Consider the following 21,099-nt stretch of genomic DNA (forward strand, 5'->3'; position numbering starts at 1 on the left):
CGCTAAACGCAGTCAGGGTTTGTGCAGAGTGGGGGGTGATGGCCGCTGCAGGTCGGGCCAAACCTCCCAATAGTCGGTGGGCCTTAGCTCTTCCCGCGGGATGCCAAGGGTTTTGAAAATCCGCACACAGTGCGTCGACCCCAGGGGGGCCTTGCTCTTGAGCATTTTGTTGACGGCCGGCTGGGTCACTCCCAAGATTCGGGCGAGCGCCTCTTGCGTCCCTCCAGCCAGTGCAATTGCCCTCTTAAGAGCAGGTTGGGAAGGTCCTAGGTCGTCTGAACGATCAGTCATAGATCTCATTTTATAACTATAGTTATTTTTAGTCCAACAGAATTTTATTCCTATAGTTTTTGACGCGCCACAACTACAAGAATACGCTCCGCGCATGAATCAGACGGCGATTGGCGCCAGGATCAAGCAACGCCGCAAAGAGCTAAGGCTCACCCAAGAACAGCTTGCGGACCTGGCCAACCTCACACAAGCAGCGATCGCCAAAATCGAGCGCGGCGGAGCCACGCGCCATATCACCGACATTGCCAAGGCTCTTGGGGTGGATACCAATTGGCTTGTTTACGGCCAAGAGGCGGAGAACACGCCATCTTCCGGGTACTGGCCGTTCAAGATCGCCCGTCTGCATGACTTCGAGTCCCTTTCTGCTGCCAAGCGTCACGAACTGGATGTCCGGCTTGCAGACTTCATCGCGGGCGCCATCGAGACCAAAAGAACCGCGTAGGCGCAAGGCCTCAGTGCGTTCCTGCCATCTGCAAGGGCTTCCGGCAAATCCCATCCCGAAGCGCTCGCCAGCCCGAGCAAACCTAGCGGTAGTACCTACGTTGTATAGATTTGCCTTCAAAGTAAGCAAATGAGATTTGCGAAACCAAATATTCCTATTTTTATAACTAGAGTATTGCGCTATTTTATGACTTTCGTTATATTTTAGCTCACCGGGAAAAAACCCGTTTTGTTCTTTCACAATCCGAAATGTTTGACCGTCCTGCGCTCGCTGTGAAGCGACGCCAAGGGGAGCTTGCCGTGAGGAATGAAAGGCCCCGGGGACAAAAACAAGCGGCAAGAATTGATGTGTCAGCTGGCGACCCGTGAAGTCCGCTGGTCTACCGGGGAAGCGAAAACAACAAAAACAGGGTAGGCGCCGGTGCAAAAGTCAGCGTCCACATCAATCTCGGAGACGTCGAGGCAGAGGCACGAAGTGCCCCCTGACGTCGTGTGAAGCATTCCGAGTGGCTAGCGCTGCCGGAGGAGCCCAGCCCGAGCGCCCAAGCAGTATCTGCGTGCCTTCCGTGGCGAGTAACGGATAGGGCGAACACCGAAAGGGCCCAACCTTTTTGCGCCGTGCAAGTCGGCAGGAAGTCGCATGCGTTGTGGTATCTCGCATGCGACATCCGAATCGGCATTCCTGTGACGCCCTGTTTAGCGGCTAAACACTTCCGGGGCGAGTGCTCCGATTCGGATGAAGAAGGGCCGGAGCCTATCGGTCCATACCGGGCGGCTAACCCGCTCGCGTCAACCTTGATGACGCTTATGAGAACTGCACTTTTCATATTTGCCGTGGCCGCTGGAATGGGTATTGTCCTGGCACTCAAAGGGTACCAAGAGGATTACGTCAAGCGTCACGTCAACCCAGATATAGCGCCTTTTGGAACAATTGAGGAGTCTACTAACTGTGTCAAACAACAAAGAACGCCGCGGAGTAACACCGGCCAAAGCGGCCAGGGATAGCGCCATCCTGGTGGTGACCATTGCGATCGGGGTGGTAGCCATAGCAGCTGTGGTCGCAATTTGCGTCGCCTCTATGTCGGTAGCCATCACCAAATGGCATGACATTGCGTGGGCTGTCACCGTGGGCGGAAGTTTCTGGGGCGGGTTCACCGTCGCCGTACTCGGACTATTTGCCGGGGCATGGCTTCTCGACACGGCTTGGCAGCTCGACAAGGATAAGCACTATCGCGCCATCTTCTGGCTAAAGGTCGCCGGACGCGTGGGGATCGGCCTATCGGTGCTCGTGCAAGCCAGTCTGCTCGGGCTCTGGATAAGCGGCGAATTGGGGAAACTCACTACACCTCAAGTGCTCGCCCTTGGATTCCCCATCAGTTGCACCATGATGTATCTGCTTTACCAGTCATATGCCGCAGCGGCCGAACGCACTTAAACACGCGAGGAAGTCCGGCCTGGGCCGCTTGGGCCGCTGCTTCCCCTGCCTGCCAAACGACAAATAGCATCCGGTTGCGAAACTGGCGAACGGAGGAACCCCACATGGACAGAAGGCTCTATCCTGTCGAGATCCGGGTGGGCGGCGCACCCCGCTCCTACTCGCCGCAATTCCAAACTGAAGAGCAATACGCCGACGCATGGAAGCGAGTGTTGCTCCTCTCCCATGGCAAGGCTGAAGTACGCTGCCTTTGCCCTGGAGCCGGCGATAAACGCCTGTCGATTCACAGCCGGCCAAGCTCCGATCGCTTCCACTTGGCGCGGTTCCCGGAAACGGGAAGCGAACATAGCGAAGACTGCCTTTACTACGCTGCAGACCCCGCAATGTCGGGCCTGGGCTCATACCGGCGCGGTGTCGTTCAAGAGCTGGACGATGGTGCCACGAAGATCAAATTGAAGGTCGGCCTACAGCAACGGCCAACAGCGGCGCCCGAAAGCGCTGACACAACATCGCCGGGTAAGCCCAAGGCTCCGCCATCACGCTCGCGATCCAGCCAGGCCAGCATGACCCTGAAAGGTCTGCTCCACTTCCTTTGGACCCAAGCGGCGCTGAACACCTGGTCACCCGGCATGGAAGGCAAGCGCAATGTGGGTGTCGTTCACCATCATGTCATGCGTGTTGCCGCGACTACGTATGCGGGCCGTGTGCGCCTCGCACAGAATCTGATTGTCGCCACGCCCACCAGCGCAGGCCAGCAGGCCAGCTACAACAAGGCGAAAACCCTGGATGCCGTGAGCCACCGCCGGCGCCTGGTCGTGGTTGCACCGTTGGCGCAACACCAGGAAGGCATGGACGGCGCAAGCTTGATGCCCATATCAGCATTTCATGGAATCCCGCACCTGGCGCTTGACGAGGGCATCTGGCACGCGCTCGAGCGCAGTTTCGGTCGGGAGTTGGATGCCTGGCGTGCAGGCAACCCTGTTGTGGCAATTGTGCAGACAGACCCACCGAAGTCCTCTGGCGGCACGGTTCGCGCTCAAGTCGTCGACGCGGCGCTGATGCACGTAACTCGCGAGTGGATTCCGGTGGACTCTGGGTACGAGGCGTTGATTGCGGACCAACTGATTGCAACCAAGCGCCGATTCGAAAAGCCTCTTCGCTTTGACGCTGGCGAAGATGCGACCTTTCCGGACTTTTGGCTCAAGGACATGGAGAACCCCATGCCGCTGGAGGTCTGGGGTATGGCCACCGCTGAATACCAAGCTCGGAAAGCTGAAAAGGCTGTGTTCTACAACGGCACGTATGGCGAAGACGGATGGTGGTCATGGAATGCCGCTATCGGCGATCCAGTGCCCGACTTCCCCCCAAAATTAGGAAGCCGCCCTCCGACGCCATTCCAGGCGGCTAGACCCGTCTTGTAGGCGTCAGCGCTGCCGCCGGAGCTTGGCGCAAGCCAAAGCTCGTCGCGGCCCGATAGCGTCACACTCAAAGAGAAGCAATCATGGTCCTCAACTACCGCCCTGTGAACTGGGTTTTGATGGAAAAGGCTTGCGAAGTTACGGGCCGCTCCCTCGACTCATTCCGACACTTGATCCGCAACGGCCATCTCATCGAAGGCACACACTGGAAGTGGTCCCAGGACAACCGACAACACATCAATTTGGGAGCCTACGACGAATGGGTATCAAAGAGCACCTCGAAGGGGTCTACCCGCGGACGACGTCGATCCTCGTCGATTTCCGCTGGAACGGAAAGCGCTATCGCGAGCGCGTAAATCTCCGCCCGACCATCGCCAATCAACGCGTCGCCGCGAGGTTGCGCGACGAAATTCTGCATTCGATCCGCCTCGACAAGTTCACCTGGGCGGACTTCTCTCGGTACTTTCCAGATTCGCCCCGAGCGGTCAATGCGACAGAGTCGGCAGGTCCCATGACGTTCGACGCCGCGGCAGATCGCTGGCTTCTGGTCGTCAAGCCACAAGTCGCCGCCACAACCCTGGATGAATACGAGAACACGCTGAACAACTATTGGCGCCCAACTCTCGGTGAGCGGGAAATCGCGGATATCACCTACGAAGACCTGCTGCTTGAAATCTCGGAGCTTCCGCCGCTCGCGGCCAAGACGTTCAACAATGCCATGACGCCTCTACGTGGAATCTGGGCGATGGCAACGAAGACCGGCAGGGTGCCCACGAATATCACGTTGGAAATTGACAGCCGGAAGGGGCAGAAACCGCCACCGGATCCGCTTGAAATCAACGAAGTGCTGTTAGTGCTGGACCACCTGCGAGACCATTTCGCCGAGGGTTGGTGGAACTACTTCGCCGTCGCCTTCTTTGCTGGCCTGCGTCCATCTGAAGCGATAGCCCTCCGCTGGAACCGGGTCGATTTTCGGCGGGAGCAAGTCCGAATCGATAGCGCGAGGGTGCGTCGCGTAGACAAGGGCACCAAGACGATGGTGGTCAGGGATGTCGATCTTCAAGAACTTGCGCTTGAGGCCCTGCAGCGGCAGAAACGCATCACCTACGACTGCGGAGAAATGGTATTTCTGAACCCCGTGACTGGCGATCGGCTGACCGATACTGCAGCCCCTCTCGCAATCTGGCACCAGGCCCTAGCGGAACTTGGGATCCGCGAGCGCGACGCAAGGCAAACGCGCCACACCTACGCCACCATGGGCCTGCATGCGGGTATGAACCCCGGTTACCTGTCGAGGCAGATGGGCCACAAGAACGCCAAGATGTTCTTCGAGGTGTATTCGAAATGGATTGATGGCGCAGCCAATCAACGCGAGAAGGACAAGATGCGCCAGCTCGTCGCCCAGCACCAGCCTGCAGAGTCGGGACAGGCCGACTAGAGGGAACTCACTTAGGCGTTTTGGTCACGCTGCGGTCACACACAACGCCTAAGTCTTTGATTTTTTGGCGCGCCCGACAGGAATCGAACCTGTATCAAGAGCTTCGGAAACTCTCATTCTATCCATTGAACTACGGGCGCAGCGCAAGGAGGCGGTATTGTACCCAGTTTTCCGCAATCTGCATGAAGGTGATGGATTCGCCGGGAAAACTGCGTGAAAACCCCGTCCGGCTGTTGGACGCGCGTCCCTGACACCGTTATATAATCCAGCGTTTGCTTGCAAGGCGGTCTGCTTTTTGCCGCCCTTTGTGCAGTACTGATTTTCTGTTGCCGCCGCCAGGCGCCCCGGTACCCGTTAGCAGGATTTGGTCATGAGCAACGAGCAGGAACACATAGAAGAGCACTCCTCCCCCATCAAGACCCCGAAGCAACTGATCGTCACGGTCATTCTGGCTTTCGTGGTGCCTATCGCCATCATCATCCTACTGGTGAACATGGTCGCCTCGGGCGCCAAGGTCGGCGCCGGCTCGGACACGCTATCGAGTGAGGCCGTCACCAAGCGCATCGCCCCTGTTGCCGGGTTCGAATTGGTCGACGCCAATGCCCCCAAGGTATTCAAGACCGGCGAGCAAGTCTTCGCCGCGGTCTGTACGGCCTGTCATACCGCCGGCGTGGCGGGCGCGCCCAAGGTCGGTGACAACGCCGCTTGGGCCCCCTTCATCCAGTCCGGCTTCGACACCATGCTGAACGTGGCCCTGCACGGCAAGGGCGGCATGCCCGCCAAGGGCGGCAACCCGACGCTGTCCGATTACGAAGTCGCACGCGCCGTGGTCTACATGGCCAACAAGTCCGGCGGGTCGCTGCCGGAGCCGGCCGCGCCGGCTGAAGACGGCGCCAAGAAGGAAGCCGAGGCTGCGCCGGCTGCCGCGGCTCCCGTTGCCGCTGCGGCTCCTGCCGCTGCGGCTCCTGCCGTTGCTGCCCCCGCAGCCGCTGCTGCCCCCGCCGCTGCCGCTGCTGCCCCGGCCGCCGCCGCACCCGCGCCGCAACAGACTGCCGCGGTCAACCCCGCCGGCGAAAAGCTCTACAAGAGCGTCTGTTTCGCCTGCCACGCCACCGGCGTGGCCAACGCCCCCAAGTTCGGCGACAAGGCCGCCTGGGAGCCCTACATCAAGACCGGCATGGACGCCATGGTCAAGGTCGCGATGCAGGGCAAGCCGCCCATGCCGCCCAAGGGCGGCGCGGCCAACGCCTCGGAAGACGACATCCGCGCGGCCGTGCAATACATGGTGAACGCGGCCAAGTAAGCCACGCGCACACCCTTCGCGCCGCCCGGCGCAGGACGAAAAAAAGCCCTTCGATGCGTCGAAGGGCTTTTTACTTGGCGCGGCCTCAATCGGCCGCGTACGTCTTGAGCAACGACATGCCCAGCTGCACGCGACGCTGCAGCCACAGGCTGGGACGATAGCGCGGATCGCCCGTGACGCGCTGCATGCTCTTGAGGATTTCGAGGATGCGTTCCGCGCCCAGCGCATCGCCCAGGGCCAGCGGCCCCACCGGATAGCCCAGGCCCAGCGTCACCGCGCGGTCGATGTCCTCGGGCGTGGCGATCTGCTGCTGCGCGATGTCGGCGGCGATGTTGACGATCATGGCCACGATGCGCTGGGCCACGAAGCCCGGCGAATCCTGGATCACCGAGACCGGCACGCCATCGCCGGCCAGCAGCGCGTGCGCGGCATCGCGCCACTTGTCCTGCGTGGCCGGCGACACCATGACGGTGCGGCGGGCGGCCTTGTCGAAGGCATGCAGGGTATCCAGGCCGACGCAGCGCGCCGGGTCCAGGCCCTGCGCCGACACGGTGGTGGAGACGTCCTCACCGAACGGCGTGACGATGATGAGCGTGTCGGCCGCCGGCGCGGCGCCGGAGACCAGCGGCGCGCCCAGCTTTTCCAGCAACGCGGTGGCGCGCGCGTAGCCTTCCGCATGGCGCGGGCTGACCCAGACCTTCAGGCCTTGCGGCAATGCCGGCACGGGCGGCTCGGCGGGCACCTGCTTCTGGCCGTCCACATATTTGTAGAAGCCTTCGCCGGCCTTGCGGCCGATCAGGCCGCCGGCCAGACGCACGGTGGTGATGGGTGACGGACGGAAGCGCGGCTCGTCGAAGAACTGGCGGTAGATGGATTCCATCACCGGATGCGAGACGTCCAGCGCGGTCAGGTCCAGCAGCTCGAACGGGCCCATGCGGAAACCGGCTTGCTCGCGCATGATGGCATCCACTTGCGCAAAGGTGGCCACCGACTCCTGCGCCACGCGCAGGCCTTCGGTGTTCATGCCACGGCCCGCGTGATTCACGATGAAGCCCGGCATATCCTTGGCGCGCACCGGCGTGTGGCCCATGCGGCGCGCCAGCTCGGCCAGCGCATCGCCGGTCTCGGGCGCGCTGCGCAGACCGTCGATCACCTCGACCACCTTCATCAGCGCCACCGGATTGAAGAAGTGGTAGCCCGCGACGCGCTGCGGCAGCTTGCAGGCGGCGGCAATGGCGGTGATCGACAGCGACGAGGTGTTGGAGGCCAGGATGCAGTCATCGGCCACCACGCCTTCCAGGGCGGCGAACAGGTCGCGCTTGACGTCCAGGCGCTCGACGATGGCTTCGACCACCAGCTGGCACGCCGCCATGTCGGTCAGCGCGGTGGCGGACTCGACCCGCTCCAGCGCGGCCTGTGCGTCGGCGGCCGTCAGCTTGCCCTTCTGCGCCAGCTTGTCCCAGACCTGGCGCAGCGACTCGCGCGCGGCGGCCACGGCGTCGGCGCTGGTGTCATACAGGCGCACCCGCAGGCCGGCCTGCGCCGCGATCTGGGCAATGCCTCGCCCCATGGCCCCGGCGCCCACGACGCCGATGGTTTGAATCTCCGTCATCAACTTCTCCTGCCAGTCATTGGAATGGTGTATGCGCGGCGGCCGCGCGATGCCTGTAGATCAGGACGGGCTTTGCGCCAGCGCCTGGATTTCCGCCGCCGAGAGCCCGAGCTTTTCGGACAGCACCTGCGCGGTGTGTTCGCCCAGCATGGGCGGCGCGCGCCGGTACTCGACCGGGCTGCCCGAGAACTTCAGGGGGCTGGCGGCCATCGGCACGGTGCCCGCCGCCGGATGCGGCAGTTCGCGCTTCATGCCGCGCGCCAGCACCTGCGGGTCTTCGTAGACCTGATCGAGCGTGTTGATCGGGCCGGCCGGCACGCCCACCGCTTCGAGCGCGGCGAGCCAGTGGTCGCGCGCGCCGGTGGCCATGCGTTCGGCCAGCAACGGCACCAGCGCCTCGCGGTTCTTGACGCGCTGCGGGTTGGTGGCAAAACGCGGATCGGCCGACAGCTCGGGCAAGCCGATGGCGCCGCAGTAGTTGCGGAACTGGCTGTCGTTGCCCACGGCGACGATCAGGTGGCCGTCGCTGGCCGCGAAGACCTGGTACGGCACCAGGTTCTGGTGGGCGTTGCCGGCGCGGCGCGGCGCCTTGCCGGAGGTCATGAAGTTCAGGTTCTGGTTCGCCAGCATGGCGACCTGGCAGTCCAGCAGCGCCATGTCGATGTGCTGGCCCAGGCCGCTGACGGAACGCTCGTGCAGCGCGGCCAGGATGCCGACGGTGGAGTACATGCCGGTCATCAGGTCAGCCACCGCCACGCCCGCCTTTTGCGGACCGCCGCCGGGCAGGTCGTCGCGCTCGCCGGTGATGCTCATCAGGCCGCCCATGCCCTGGATCATGAAGTCGTAGCCGGGACGGCTGGCGTAAGGGCCGGTCTGGCCGAAGCCGGTAATGGAGCAATAGATCAGGCGCGGGTTCACTTCCTTGAGGCTGGCGTAGTCCAGGCCGTATTTGGCCAGGCCGCCGACCTTGAAATTCTCGACCAGGATGTCGCTCTGCATGGCCAGTTCACGCACCAGCTCAGCGCCGCGCGGGGAAGCGATATCAAGGGCGACGGAGAACTTGTTGCGGTTGGCCGAGAGGTAGTAGGCGGCTTCGGTGGTGTCGTTGCCGGCCGCGTCCTTCAGGTACGGAGGGCCCCAGGCGCGGGTGTCGTCACCGGCCCCGGGGCGTTCGATCTTGATGACTTCGGCGCCAAGGTCGGCCAGGTTCTGGGTACACCAGGGGCCGGCTAGCACGCGGGTCAGGTCCAGGACGCGGATGCCTGTTAGGGGAGCGGGACGTTGCGACATCTTTTCTCTTTTCGCCAAAGGATGTGGGTCAAAGGGGATATTAGCCGGTGGGGGCTTGGGTGTGTTGGGGTGGTCGGTGGGCGGACGCGTCTGGGTTCTTGAGACGCCTTTTGCTGTGGGGCGCCGGGGTGGGCGGTGTGCTCAGCTATGCGCCTTGATGACCTCGCGGGCGATGACCAGTTGCTGGATCTGCGAGGTGCCTTCGAAGATGCGGAACAGGCGCACGTCGCGGTAGAAGCGTTCCACGGCGTATTCGGACATGTAGCCGGCGCCGCCGTGGATCTGGACGGCGCGGTCGGCGACGCGGCCGACCATTTCGGTGGCGTAGAGCTTGCAGCAGGCGGCCTGCATGGTGGTGTTCTCGCCGCGGTCGCGCATGCGGGCGGCATCCAGCACCATGCAGCGCGCGGCGTAGAGTTCGGCCTGGCTGTCGGCGATCATGGCCTGGATCAGCTGGAATTCGGCGATGGGCTGGCCGAACTGCTTGCGTTCGGTGGCGTATTGGACAGCGTCGCGCAGCAGGCGGTCGGCAATGCCGACGCACAGGGCCGAGATGTGCAGGCGACCTTTGTCCAGCACCCGCATCGAGGTGCGGAAACCGTTGCCCTCCTCGCCGCCCAGCAGGGCCGAGGCGGGGACACGGCAGTTGTCGAAGACCACGTCGCTGGTCAGCGCGCCGGCCTGGCCCATTTTCTTGTCGGGCTTGCCGATGATGAGCCCCGGCGTGCCGGCTTCGACCAGGAAGCACGAGATCGAGTTGGCGCGGCGTTCGGGCGCGGTGCGCGCCATCACCGAGAACAGGCCGGCGATGGGCGCGTTGGTGATGTAGCGCTTGGTGCCGTTGAGCACATAGTGGTCGCCGTCGCGTTCGGCCGACAGGCGCAGCGCCATGGCGTCGGAGCCGGCGTCGGGTTCGGTCAGGGCAAACGAGCCGATCAGCTCGCCGCTGGCCAGGCGCGGCAGATAGCGGGCGCGCTGTTCGTCGGTGCCGGCCAGCACGATGGCCTGCGAGCCGATGCCGATGTTGGTGCCGGCCAGCGAGCGGAATGCGGGCGAGGTCTGGCCCAGCTCGAACACCACCTTCACTTCCTCTTCCATCGTCAGGCCCAGGCCGCCGTGGTCGGGCGAGATCGACAGGCCGAACAGCCCCAGCTCGCGCATTTCGGCGACGATGTCCGGCGGCACCTGACCGCTGGCGGCCAGTTCGTCCTCGGCGGGAATCAGGCGTTCGTGCACGAAGCGGCGCACGGCGTCCAGCAACAGGTTCAGGGTTTCGGTATCCAGGGCCATGATCAAAGTCTCTCGGAGTGCGGGGCGGCAGCGCTCAGGGGCGCATGCCGCCAACCAGTAAATCGAAATAGCCGGCGGCGATGGTCTCGGCGCTGTCGCCCTGGCCGGGCTTGTACCAGCGCACCATCCAGTTCAGCATCGACAGCACGGCGCGACCGGTGGCGGGCACGTCCAGCGGCCGGAAGGCGCCCTCGGCCACGCCTTGGGCGATCAAGTCGCGCAGGCGCTTCTCGTAGCCATCGCGCAGGCGCGCGGCATCCTCGCGCTCGGGCAGCGCCATGCCGGAATAGCCGATCAGCATGGTGACGAACTCGGCGTGATGCTGCTCGAAGTAACGCGCGTGTCCCACCATGAAAGCGCGCAGGCGGGCGGCGCCTCCCTCGGCACGCGCCACGTCCTGGCCCACGTTCTGGGTCAGGCCATTGAGCACGGCCAGAATGATGGCGTCGTAGATGTCCTGCTTGGTGGTGAAGTAGTGATAGATGGCGGCCTTGGACACGCCGATGGCGGCGGCCAGATCCGACACCGAACTGCCGTCGTAGCCGCTGCGCGCGAACAGCTTGGCGGCTTCGGCCAGGATGCGTTCGCGCGGCGCCACCAGGGTCGGCGGACGGCCGGCGCGGGCGCGTTTGGTGGCGGGGGCTGCGGAAGTCGCCATGGAAGGCCTGTTCAGGGCGGCATCGAGCGCGCCAATGCCGGATCGCGTGCGGTTCCGTTCCATTGACAGCGGTTCGACGCTTGCCGTTAAATAAAGATTAATTAATTACCGGACGGTCGGTAGGTAATTATAGACACATCCCTTTCCGCGACTCAAGCGCGGCCAGGGCGCTCAACCCGAAACCACACGCGACGACGACGTTATGCCCCATTCCCTCGTGACAGATCTGTATGGCCAGATGTCCCTGCCGGTCATCAGCGCCCCCATGTTCATCGTGTCCAACCCGAAGCTGGTCATCGCGCAATGCACGAGCGGCATCGTCGGTTCGTTTCCCGCCCTCAACGCGCGCCCGCAGAGTCTGCTGACCGACTGGCTCGACGAGATCCAGGCCGGCCTGGCCTCGTACCGCGAGGCCAACCCGGGCGCGGCGGTCGCGCCCTACGCCGTCAACCAGATCATCCACCAGTCCAACGACCGGCTCGAACAGGACCTGGCGGTGTGCGCCAGCCATCGCGTGCCGCTGATCATCACCAGCCTGCGCGCGCCCGGCGACCTGGTCAAAGGCATCCACGACTGGGGCGGCAAGGTGTTCCATGACGTCACCACCATCCGCCACGCCGAAAAAGCGCTGGAAGCGGGCGTGGATGGCCTGATCCTGGTGTGTGCGGGCGCAGGCGGCCATGCCGGCACGCTCAGCCCGTTCGCGCTGGTGTCCGAAGTGCGCCGCTTCTATGATGGCCCGCTGATCCTGTCGGGCGCCATCACCTCCGGCGCCCAGATACTGGCCGCGCTCGCCATGGGCGTGGACTTCGCCTATATGGGCACGCGCTTCATCGCCAGCGAGGAAGCCAACGCCAGCGACGGCTACAAGGCCGCCATCGTCGAGGCCAGCGCCACCGACATCCTCTACACCCCTTTCTTCACCGGCATTCCGGGCAACTATCTCAAGGCCAGCATTGCCGCCGCCGGCCTCGATCCGGCCAACCTGCCGCAGCCGGACAGCGGCGCCTCCAATTTCGGTTCCAGCCGCGTCAAGCCCTGGAAGGACATCTGGGGCGCGGGCCAGGGCGTCGGCAACATCGCCAGCGTGCAACCCACGCGCCAGATCGTCGACACGCTGCGCCGCGAATACGCCGAGGCCAAGGCGCAACTGGCCGCCAGGACCTTCGCATGAGCGCCGGCTTGCGCGTCACGCGCGAGGGCGCGGTGCTGACGCTGGTGATCGACCGCCAGGAACGCCGCAACGCGCTCGACACGGCCACCTACGCCGCGTTGACCGAACAGCTCGCGCTGGCCAGCGCCGACACCAGCGTGTCGGCGGTAATCCTGGCCGGCGCCGGCGAACATTTCACCGCCGGCAACGACCTGCGCGATTTCCAGGCCGAGCGGGGCGCCGGCGACAGCGCCGGCCTGACCTTCCTGCGCGCCCTGACACAGGCCGACGTGCCGGTCATCGCCGCCGTCGAGGGCTATGCCATCGGCATCGGCGTGACGCTGCTGCAGCACTGCGACTTCGTCTACATCGGCGAAGGCGCCACGCTGCGCCTGCCGTTCGTGGCGCTGGGCCTGTGCCCCGAAGGCGCCTCCAGCCTGCTGCTGCCGCGCCTGGCCGGCGCCCGCCGCGCCGCCGAATGGCTGTTGCAAGGCAAGGCGTTCTCGGCCCGGGAGGCCTGCGATGCCGGCCTGGCCACGGCAGTCACCGCCCAGGGCGGCGCCCTGGCGGCGGCGCAGGCCACCGCCGCCAGCCTGGCCAAGCAGCCTCCCGCCGCGCTGCGGCTCACCAAGGCCATGCTCAAGCGGCCGGACCGGCAGGCGATCCAGGACACGCTCGATGATGAGGCGCAGCAGTTTCGCGCCCGCCTGCAGACCGAAGAGGCGCAGGCCGCGTTCGCGGCGTTCTTCAAGAAGTAGGTCCGGCCAGCGCGTCCCAGTGGGCGCGCCTTGCCGGGCCGGCGTATCCGGCACGGCGGAGCGACAGCCGCGCCCGCCCGCCTCAGAATGGCGAATCAGGCCGGAAGTTCGGCGCGCGCCGCTCGCGCAGCGACTGCACGCCTTCGCGTACGTCCGGGCCGCCGAACCCCATGAATTCCAGCGCCAGCGAGGTGTCGAACGTCGGGCCGGCCATGCGCAGCCAGTTGTTCAGCGAATACTTGGTCCAGCGGATCGCGGTCTGCGAACCAGCCGCCAGGCGGTTGGCCACCTCGAAGGCGCGGCCGATCAGCTCGGCCTCGTCCACGCACAGCGACACCAGGCCGATGCGCTCGGCCTCTTCGCCGCTCACGGTCTCGCACAGCATCAGGTAGTACTTGGCGCGCGCCATGCCGCACAGCAGCGGCCAGACGATGGCGGCGTGGTCGCCCGCGGTGACGCCCAAACGGGTGTGGCCGTCGATGATGCGGGCATCGCGCGCGGCGATCGAGATGTCGGCCAGCAGGCCGGCCACCAGGCCGGCGCCCACGGCGGCGCCGTGCATCGCCGAGACGATCGGCTTGCTGCAATTGATGATGTTGTAGACCAGGTCGCGCGCCTCGCGCCAGACGCGGGTGCGCACATCGAAGTCTTCCGCCATCTGCTGCACCAGGTCCAGATCGCCGCCGCCCGAGAAGCCCTTGCCCTCGCCGCGAATCACCACCACCCGGGTGTCCGGGTCGGTGTCGATATCGCGCCAGATGTCGGCCAGCTCGCGGTGCATCCGGTCGTCGGCGGTGGACAGCTTGCCCGGCTTGCCATCCTTGGACCCCATGATCAGCTCCAGCACGCCGTTGGGATGGCGGCGCAGCTTGAGGGACTCATAGGCGGAATAGTGTTCCAGCGTGATATCGGTCATCGTCGTCTCCGGTGGCGCGGGCGGAAGGCCGCGCGTTTTGGGGCACTATAGTGGATGGCACCCGTTCCGATGCCGCTCGCCGATCCTGGAGCCTCAGCCCATGAACACCTCCGCCTCCCGCTTTGCCGGCGAAATCCGCCGCGATGACCTGCCGGCCTTGTTCGCCGTGCGCGGCGCCGACACCCACAAAGGCAGTTTCGGCACCGTCGGCGTGGTGGGCGGCGGACGCGGCATGGAAGGCGCGGCGCTGCTGGCCGCGCGCGCCGCGCTCAAGACCGGCGCCGGCAAGGTCCTGGTGGGCTTCGCCCAGGACAGCGCGCCGCTGCCCTGCGATCCGCTGCAACCCGAGTTGATGCTGCGCGATGCGCGTTCGCTGCTGGACACGGACTGGGGCGTCACCGCCTGGGTCGCCGGTTGCGGCATCGGCGCCGGCGCGGGCGCCGCCAACGCCCTGTCGGAACTGTTCGTGCTGCGCCACCGCGCGCCGCTGGTGCTGGATGCCGATGGCCTGAACCTGCTGGCCAACGGCGGCATCCAGCCCAACTGGGGCGATGGCCCGGTGGTGCTGACCCCGCACCCGGCCGAGGCCGGCCGCCTGCTGCGCCAGGAAACCGCCCGCATCCAGGCCGACCGCCCCGCCGCCGCCCAGGCCTTGGCGCGGCGCTTCAGCGCCTGGGTAGTCCTGAAGGGCGCGGGTACGGTGGTCTGCGCCCCCGACGGCCAATGGCGCTGCAACACCAGCGGCAACCCCGGGCTGGCCACCGCCGGAACCGGGGACGTATTGGCTGGCATGCTGGGCTCGCTGCTGGCCCAGCGCCTGCCACTGGACCAGGCCGTGGCCGGCGCGGTCTGGCTGCACGGCGCGGCGGCGGACGCCCTGGTGGCCCGGGGCATCGGGCCGATCGGGCTGACTGCGGGCGAGCTGGCCGACGCCGCCAGGGGGCTGCGCAATGGCGGTCCTTCGGCCTAAGTCCCCGTGCCACATACATTTTTACAACATACTAGGGTTTTCCCTTAAAAACGCGTTGCTTTTAATTTAGGGTTATCCCTATAATGGTTTACCCCAAGACGAAACGGACTGGAGCCAACCATGAGCGAACTGACCCTGAACCACACTGCCCGCCTGACCGACGCGCTGGAGCGTGACCTGCTCCGCGGCGCTCTCGAGAACCAACCGAATTCCCACCCGCTGACCAGCCTGAAGAAGGCCGGCAAGGCCATCGCCGCCGCTGTCTCTGGCGTGTTCGCCTTCATCGACGAAGTCAACGAATCGATGAACCAGGCCCGCGCCGCCAGCTCGCGCTTCTCCGGCTCGCAGTGGTAAGACCAGCCGTGGCAGGCTGATTCGCGACCGATCTCCCGCGATTCAGCCTGACGCGCTGCCGGTGCAACGCCCGCCGCCGATGCGGCGCCCTTTGCATCGGACCCTGGCGCCCCCCGGCCAGGAGCCTTGCTCCCCTTACCGGCCGCGCTTGCGCCGCGCCGGCCCCGCTTGCGGGGTCCCCGCGACGCCCTGCCTCCCATTGCGCAGCACTCATCCCTGTCGCCCCAGTGCGAAGCCGTCCCGAAGCGGGACCGTTTCACGCTGGGGCGATTGGCATTTGGCGCGCGGCGACAGCGGATTTTCGCCTCTTGGCGTTTACCCTAGCGTCGGCCCGGCGCGCATTGACAGCGCGCGAACCGCCTACCGATAATCGGCCCCTTGCCGTCGTGCCTGGCGCAAAAACACCGCAAGCCCCCCCGGCCGACGTCCAGTTCCCCCGGTTGGCTGATCCGCTGTTTGCCGCCGCAAAGCACGATCCGGTTCGTTTCCCATCCGGAGTTGTCACCATGAAGTTGCGTACTACCCTGGCCCTCGTGGCCGCCGCCATTCCCTTGGCCGCAGCCCAGGCCCAGACGCTGAAGATCGGCCTGTCGGCCGAACCCACCTCGGCCGATCCCCACTACCACAAGATGACGCAGAACGACGCGCTCTCGGCGCACGTCTACAGTTCGCTGGTGGGCCGCAGCGCCGACATGAAGCTGGTGCCGGCGCTGGCCACGTCCTGGAAGAACCTGGATGACCTGACCTGGGAATTCAAGCTGCGCGACGACGTCAAGTTCTCGAACGGCAAACCGTTCACGTCCGAGGACGTGCTGTTCACGATCTGCCGCACGCTGAACAACGAAACCAATGTGTCGCAGTCCTACATGGACACGACCAAGCTGATCACCGACGTGCAGACGCCGGATGCGCACACCGTCATCATCAAGACCGGCACCCCCTTCCCGCTGATGCCCGCCGAACTGGCGCGCTCGCTGCCGATCATCTGGAACGGCATCGTCGAGCACGGCAAGCTGACGTTCGACCCGAAGAAGGGTTGCGGCGTGACCGGCGCCTGGCCGACCGTGGCCGACTTCAACAACGGCAAGGACGCCATCGGCACCGGCCCGTACACCCTGAAGTCCTACGTCAAGGGCACCGGCATCGAGCTGGTGCGCAACGAGAACTACTGGGGCCCGAAGCCCTACTGGAAGGAAGTGAAGTTCGTGCCGGTGCCGGCCGCCGGCCCGCGCCTGACCGGCCTGCTGTCGGGCGACTTCGACATGATCGAAAACCCCGCCGCGCGTGACCTGCAGCGCCTGAAGGACAATCCCAAGTTCGGTTTCGTGGCCACGCCCTCGACCCGCCTGGTGTTCTTCCAGCCCGACGTGGCGCGCAATCCGAGCCCGTTCGTCAAGAGCGCCGACGGCAAGAATCCGCTGCAGGACCTGCGCGTGCGCAAGGCCATCTCGATGGCCATCGATCGCAAGACCATCACCGCCCGCATCATGGACGGCATGGCCACCCCGGCCTACCAGTACATGCCCGACGGCATGTTCGGCGCGCTGCCCAAGGCCCCGGAAATCAAGTACGACCCGGAAGGCGCCAAGAAGCTGCTAGCCGAAGCCGGCTACCCCAACGGCTTCGAACTGACGCTGTCGTCGACCAACGACCGCTACGTCAATGACGGCCAGGTAGCGCAGGCCGTGGCCCAGTACCTGGCCCGCGTCGGCATCAAGACGCATGTCGATGCCATGACCGCCTCGATCTACTTCCCCAAGCGCGCCAAGCGCGAGTTCAGCTTCTCGATGGGCGGCTGGCCGGCGGAAACGGGCGAAGCCTCGGCGCTGTTCCAGCTGTGGGTCGCCTCGCTCGATTCGCCCAAGAGCCTGGGCACCAGCAACTATGGCGGTTTCAGCAACGCCGACTTCGACAAGGTCTACAAGCAGGCCATCGTCACCGTCGACGCGCCCAAGCGCGAAAAGCTGCTGCAGGAAGCCACCCAGATCGCGCTGGACAACGTGCCGCTGATCCCGCTGCACTTCGAAAGCAGCATCTGGGCCTTCCGCAAGGGCATCTCCTACGAAGGCCGCCGCGACCAGTTCACGCTGGCCACGTCGGTCAAGCCCGACGCCAAGTAAGCCATCCGTCGCGCGCGTTGAAAAACGGCTGCCTTCGGGCAGCCGTTTTTGCTGGGGCGCGCCCCGCGAGCCGGCGCCTCAGGCGCCCGGCCCCTGCGCCAGCAGCACGTCCAGTTCGCGCGACAGCAGGTCGATGAAGGCTTCCGTCTTGGACGGCAGCCGGCGCCCCTGCATGACATGCAGCTGCAGCGTGCGCGACTGCAATTGCGCGTTGGAGATGGGCACCGCCACCAATTCGTCGCGCTTCAGGCTCCAGGCCACCGAGATATAGCCGCTGAGCATGATGGCGTCGGAACCGAACACGAAACCGTGCAGCGGCGAGGAATCGTTGCAGGTGAAGGTGGGTTCGAGCTGCACCGACTCCAACAGGCAGCCCATCTCGAACAGGTGGCGGGTGGTGGTGCCCGGGCCGGTCAGCGCCAGCGGATAGCGGCCCAGGTCCTGCAGGCTGACGCTCTTGCGTCCGGCCAGGGGATGGCCCGCCGCCATCACCGCGTGCACCGGCGCGCGCCGCGAATAGCGCACGCTGACGCCACTGAGGCGTTCGACGTTGAAGGTCATGCCCAGCTCGACGCTGCCCTCGGCGACCCGCCGCGCGACGTCGGCCGGCGTGCCGACGTACAGATCGAAGCGGACCTCGGGCCAGTCGCGGCGGAACCGCGCCATGGCGGAGGGCAGGAAGATCCGCGCCACGCCCTCGACCGCCGCCATGCGGATCTCGTTGCGCGCCATGCCCTTGAGCGCGGCGATCTCCTGCAGCACCGAGTCCGATTCCAGCAAGGTGCGGCGCGCATGCGCCAGCAGCAGCCGGCCGGCCTCGCTCAGCAGCATGCCGCGCGCGGCGCGCTCGAACAGCGGCGCGCCAGCCTCTTCTTCCAGCTTGGCGATCTGCCGGCTGATGGCTGACACCGCCACGTGCAGGCGCTCGGATGCGCCGCTCAGGCTGCCGGCCTGGGCGACCTCGACAAAGTACCGCAAGGCAATGCCATGCATGTTCGGCCTCGTTGGGGCGGGAAGTGGTCACCATGAGCCTTGCCTTTTATGCAAAGCTCCCGATAAATATTCTAATTGTAGAGAAAGCTCCCCTGATCCTAGAATTTGCGCAACGATCCAGCCGGGCCTCCTGACGCGCCCGGCCACGAAAAGGGGAAGTCCGTGTCAGCAGCAGTCACCCACCCGAGCCGCGCCGCCGCTATCGGCCGCGCGGTCGCGTACGCCGAAAGCGGCGCCTTGCAACGCGACCTGGCGGAACTGGTCGCCCACCAAACCGAAAGCCAGGACCCCGGCCAGCGCGCGGCGCTGCACGACTATCTGCGCGCGGCGGTGGCGCCGCGCCTGGCGGGGCTGGGCTGCGCCTGGCATGTCGCGGACAATCCGGCGGCTGGCGGCCCGCCCTTCCTGCTGGCCGAACACATCGAAGACCCGGGCCTGCCCACCGTGCTGATGTACGCCCATGGCGACGTCGTGCGTGGCTACGACGACCAGTGGCGCGCCGGACTGTCACCGTGGCGGCTGACGGCCGAAGGCGATCGCTGGTACGGCCGCGGCACAGCCGACAACAAAGGACAGTACTGCATCAATATGACCGCGCTGGAACAGGTCCGGGCCGAACGCGGCGGACGGCTGGGCTTCAACCTGCGCATGCTGGTGGAATGCGGCGAGGAGGTCGGCTCGCCCGGCCTGCACCAGGCCTGCGACGCCTGGCGCGAGTCGCTGGCCGCCGATGTCTTCATTGCTTCCGACGGACCGCGGCTGGCGGCCGACCGGCCGACGCTGTTCCTGGGATCGCGCGGCACGCTGCTGTTCGACCTGACGGTCGACCTGCGCGGCCATGCCCACCATTCCGGCAACTGGGGCGGCGTGCTGCCCAACCCCGGCATCATTCTGGCGAATGCGCTGGCCAGCCTGGTGGACGCGCGGGGCCGGCTGCTGGTGGACGGCCTGCGCCCGCCCCCCATCCCGCCGGCCGTGCGCCAGGCCCTGGCGGACATCCAGGTCGGGCAGGACGACGACGCACCCGACATCGACCCGGCATGGGGCGAGCCCGGCCTGTCGCTGGCCGAACGCCTGTTCGGCTGGAACACGCTGGAAGTGCTGGCCTACAAGACCGGCAATCCCGACAATCCGGTGGGCGCGATTCCGCCGCGCGCCAGCGCCACCTGCAATCTGCGTTTCGTGGTCGGCACCGACTGGCGCCAGGCCGAGGGCATCCTGCGCCGGCACCTGGACGCGCAGGGCCTGTCGCAGGTCGCCGTCCGCGTGCGGCGCGGCACGCCGGCCACGCGGCTGGACCCGGACGACCCGTGGGCGCGTTGGGCCGTGGCCTCGCTGGCCGCCACCACCGGCAAGACGCCCGCGCTGCTGCCAAACCTGGGCGGCACGGTGCCCAACGACGCCTTTTCGGAGGTGCTGGGACTGCCCACGATCTGGGTGCCGCATTCCTACCCCGCCTGTTGCCAGCACGGCCCGGACGAACACCTGCTCGCGTCCGTGGCGCGCGAGGCCGTGGCGGTGATGGCCGGCCTGTTCTGGGACCTGGGCGAACAGGGCGCGGCCGTGGCCGCGCAACGCCGGCGAACGGCCGCCGGTTGAACGCCGCCTGACCGTCGTTCCGCGCCATCCCCTATACAATCCCCTTCGCTTGATCGGAGTTCCCATGTCCTCGTCCCCTACCGCGTCCCGTCCGCGCCCTTTCCTGCTCGCCTGTCCGGATCTGGCGGCCGAGCGCGTGGGCAACACGGATACCCCCGGCGTCTGGCATTTCGACACCGGCGTGCCGGGCAAGCGCGTGATCCTCAGCGCGCTGATCCACGGCAATGAACTGTGCGGCGCCTGGGCCCTGAAGGACGCGCTGGCCGCCGGCCTGCGACCGCGCCGCGGCTCGCTGACGCTGGCATTCTGCAACCTGGCCGCGTTCGATCGCTTCGATCCGGCCAACTACGCGCCGGCGCGCTTCGTCGATGAGGACATGAACCGGGTCTGGAGCGACGACAAGCTGGCCCAGCCCATCAGCCAGGAACGCCGCCGCGCCGCCGCCCTGCGTCCATGGGTGGCGCAGGCCGACTGGCTGCTGGACTTCCACTCGATGAGCAATTCCGACGTGCCGCTGCAGCTGACCGGCCTGGAACAACGCAACATCGACCTGGCCCTGTCGCTGGGCAACCCCGCCACCATCATCGCCGACGCCGGCCACGCCGCTGGCGTGCGCATGCGCGACTACGGCCGCTTCGGCGAGGCCGGCGACAACGGCACCCGTTCGCTGCTGATCGAATGCGGCTTCCATGGCGCGCCCGAGGCGCGCGGCGTGGCGCTCGACCAGATGGCGCGTTTCCTGGTGGCCGCCGGCACGGTCGACCAGGCCGACCTGCCCGCCGCCTGGTTCGCGCCGCAGGCCAGCGCCCAGCGCGCGCTGCGCGTGACCCACGCCATCGCCGCCAAGAGCGCCGATTTCCGTTTCGCCGAGCCCTGGAAGGGCCTGGAGACGCTGGCGCGCGCCGGCACCCTCATCGGCTGGTCCGAAGGCGAGCCGGTGACCACGCCCTACGATGACTGCGTGCTGATCATGCCGTCGACCGCCAACCTGCGGGCCGGGGTCACGGTGGTGCGGCTGGCGCAACCCATCGTCTGATGCCGCGCGCGGCGCGCCCTCGAT

General features: G+C 66.0%; 19 protein-coding genes and 1 tRNA gene. 12 read left to right on the forward strand and 8 right to left on the reverse strand.

Annotated features, from left to right (window positions below; genetic code table 11):
* Window positions 1-12 precede the first annotated feature (12 nt).
* Window positions 13-387, reverse strand: a complete 375-nt coding sequence (locus K2W61_RS27860) for a transcriptional regulator (RefSeq protein ID WP_419761591.1) — start codon at window positions 385-387, stop codon at window positions 13-15.
* On the opposite strand from K2W61_RS27860, the gene K2W61_RS06540 reads away from it, so the two are divergent.
* The 4 genes from K2W61_RS06540 to K2W61_RS06555 all read left to right on the forward strand — a co-directional run bounded on the left by K2W61_RS06540 (window position 386) and on the right by K2W61_RS06555 (window position 5,023).
* The gene (locus tag K2W61_RS06540; protein ID WP_236755274.1) at window positions 386-733 is read left to right on the forward strand and encodes a helix-turn-helix domain-containing protein; all 348 of its coding nucleotides are present in this window, start codon (window positions 386-388) and stop codon (window positions 731-733) included. The two genes, K2W61_RS27860 and K2W61_RS06540, sit on opposite strands and share 2 nt — an antisense overlap.
* Before the next feature lie 948 nt (window positions 734-1,681).
* Window positions 1,682-2,167 (forward strand): hypothetical protein, encoded by a 486-nt coding sequence (locus K2W61_RS06545; RefSeq protein ID WP_236755275.1) that lies wholly within the window; start codon window positions 1,682-1,684, stop codon window positions 2,165-2,167.
* Between the two features lie 104 nt (window positions 2,168-2,271).
* On the forward strand, window positions 2,272-3,588 hold the full coding sequence (locus K2W61_RS06550; RefSeq protein WP_236755276.1) for a DUF1173 family protein: 1,317 nt from the start codon (window positions 2,272-2,274) through the stop codon (window positions 3,586-3,588).
* A 256-nt stretch (window positions 3,589-3,844) separates the two neighbouring features.
* Window positions 3,845-5,023, forward strand: coding sequence for a site-specific integrase (locus K2W61_RS06555; protein WP_236755277.1), 1,179 nt, complete (start codon window positions 3,845-3,847; stop codon window positions 5,021-5,023).
* A gap of 65 nt (window positions 5,024-5,088) precedes the next feature.
* Here K2W61_RS06555 and K2W61_RS06560 read toward each other — a convergent pair.
* Window positions 5,089-5,163: transfer RNA gene (locus K2W61_RS06560), tRNA-Arg, on the reverse strand.
* Between the two features lie 230 nt (window positions 5,164-5,393).
* Between K2W61_RS06560 and K2W61_RS06565 the strand changes: the two genes are divergently transcribed.
* The gene (locus K2W61_RS06565; protein ID WP_236755278.1) at window positions 5,394-6,326 is read left to right on the forward strand and encodes a c-type cytochrome; all 933 of its coding nucleotides are present in this window, start codon (window positions 5,394-5,396) and stop codon (window positions 6,324-6,326) included.
* Between the two features lie 85 nt (window positions 6,327-6,411).
* Here the strand turns inward: K2W61_RS06565 and K2W61_RS06570 are convergent, their stop codons facing one another.
* The 4 genes from K2W61_RS06570 to K2W61_RS06585 all read right to left on the reverse strand — a co-directional run bounded on the left by K2W61_RS06570 (window position 6,412) and on the right by K2W61_RS06585 (window position 11,176).
* A complete protein-coding gene (locus K2W61_RS06570; protein WP_175131907.1) occupies window positions 6,412-7,938 on the reverse strand; it encodes a 3-hydroxyacyl-CoA dehydrogenase in 1,527 nt (508 codons plus the stop codon).
* A 60-nt stretch (window positions 7,939-7,998) separates the two neighbouring features.
* A complete protein-coding gene (locus tag K2W61_RS06575) occupies window positions 7,999-9,228 on the reverse strand; it encodes a CaiB/BaiF CoA transferase family protein (protein ID WP_175131908.1) in 1,230 nt (409 codons plus the stop codon).
* 141 nt (window positions 9,229-9,369) lie between these two features.
* Window positions 9,370-10,518: an acyl-CoA dehydrogenase family protein gene (locus K2W61_RS06580; RefSeq protein ID WP_175131909.1), complete on the reverse strand. Its 1,149-nt coding sequence runs from the start codon at window positions 10,516-10,518 to the stop codon at window positions 9,370-9,372.
* Window positions 10,519-10,552: 34 nt separating this feature from the next.
* Complete coding sequence (locus K2W61_RS06585; RefSeq protein ID WP_175131910.1) at window positions 10,553-11,176, reverse strand: TetR/AcrR family transcriptional regulator; 624 nt, start codon at window positions 11,174-11,176, stop codon at window positions 10,553-10,555.
* 202 nt (window positions 11,177-11,378) lie between these two features.
* On the opposite strand from K2W61_RS06585, the gene K2W61_RS06590 reads away from it, so the two are divergent.
* Together K2W61_RS06590 and K2W61_RS06595 are read left to right on the forward strand one after the other, a co-directional pair.
* Window positions 11,379-12,350 carry an NAD(P)H-dependent flavin oxidoreductase gene (locus tag K2W61_RS06590; protein WP_175131911.1) on the forward strand — a complete coding sequence of 324 codons (972 nt, stop codon included), beginning with the start codon at window positions 11,379-11,381 and terminating at the stop codon, window positions 12,348-12,350.
* Window positions 12,347-13,087, forward strand: a complete 741-nt coding sequence (locus K2W61_RS06595) for an enoyl-CoA hydratase-related protein (protein ID WP_175131912.1) — start codon at window positions 12,347-12,349, stop codon at window positions 13,085-13,087. Before K2W61_RS06590 ends, K2W61_RS06595 begins: the two co-directional genes overlap by 4 nt.
* A gap of 82 nt (window positions 13,088-13,169) precedes the next feature.
* On the opposite strand, the gene K2W61_RS06600 is transcribed toward K2W61_RS06595, so the two are convergent.
* A complete protein-coding gene (locus K2W61_RS06600) occupies window positions 13,170-14,003 on the reverse strand; it encodes an enoyl-CoA hydratase/isomerase family protein (RefSeq protein WP_020925438.1) in 834 nt (277 codons plus the stop codon).
* 100 nt (window positions 14,004-14,103) lie between these two features.
* Between K2W61_RS06600 and K2W61_RS06605 the strand changes: the two genes are divergently transcribed.
* From K2W61_RS06605 to K2W61_RS06615, 3 genes are all read left to right on the forward strand, one after another.
* Window positions 14,104-14,973: an NAD(P)H-hydrate dehydratase gene (locus tag K2W61_RS06605; RefSeq protein WP_236755279.1), complete on the forward strand. Its 870-nt coding sequence runs from the start codon at window positions 14,104-14,106 to the stop codon at window positions 14,971-14,973.
* Window positions 14,974-15,093: 120 nt separating this feature from the next.
* Window positions 15,094-15,327: a hypothetical protein gene (locus K2W61_RS06610; RefSeq protein WP_175131914.1), complete on the forward strand. Its 234-nt coding sequence runs from the start codon at window positions 15,094-15,096 to the stop codon at window positions 15,325-15,327.
* Between the two features lie 506 nt (window positions 15,328-15,833).
* A complete protein-coding gene (locus K2W61_RS06615) occupies window positions 15,834-17,447 on the forward strand; it encodes an ABC transporter substrate-binding protein (RefSeq protein ID WP_175131915.1) in 1,614 nt (537 codons plus the stop codon).
* Between the two features lie 78 nt (window positions 17,448-17,525).
* Here the strand turns inward: K2W61_RS06615 and K2W61_RS06620 are convergent, their stop codons facing one another.
* A complete protein-coding gene (locus K2W61_RS06620; RefSeq protein ID WP_175131916.1) occupies window positions 17,526-18,440 on the reverse strand; it encodes a LysR family transcriptional regulator in 915 nt (304 codons plus the stop codon).
* Between the two features lie 162 nt (window positions 18,441-18,602).
* On the opposite strand from K2W61_RS06620, the gene K2W61_RS06625 reads away from it, so the two are divergent.
* Together K2W61_RS06625 and K2W61_RS06630 are read left to right on the forward strand one after the other, a co-directional pair.
* Entirely contained in the window at window positions 18,603-20,039 is a 1,437-nt protein-coding gene (locus K2W61_RS06625; protein WP_175131917.1) for a M20 family metallopeptidase, read from the forward strand.
* A 64-nt stretch (window positions 20,040-20,103) separates the two neighbouring features.
* Entirely contained in the window at window positions 20,104-21,075 is a 972-nt protein-coding gene (locus K2W61_RS06630; RefSeq protein WP_236755280.1) for a M14 family metallopeptidase, read from the forward strand.
* Window positions 21,076-21,099: the final 24 nt, after the last annotated feature.

Source organism: Achromobacter pulmonis (assembly GCF_021733725.1).
In the GTDB taxonomy this organism is placed as follows: domain Bacteria; phylum Pseudomonadota; class Gammaproteobacteria; order Burkholderiales; family Burkholderiaceae_B; genus Achromobacter; species Achromobacter pulmonis.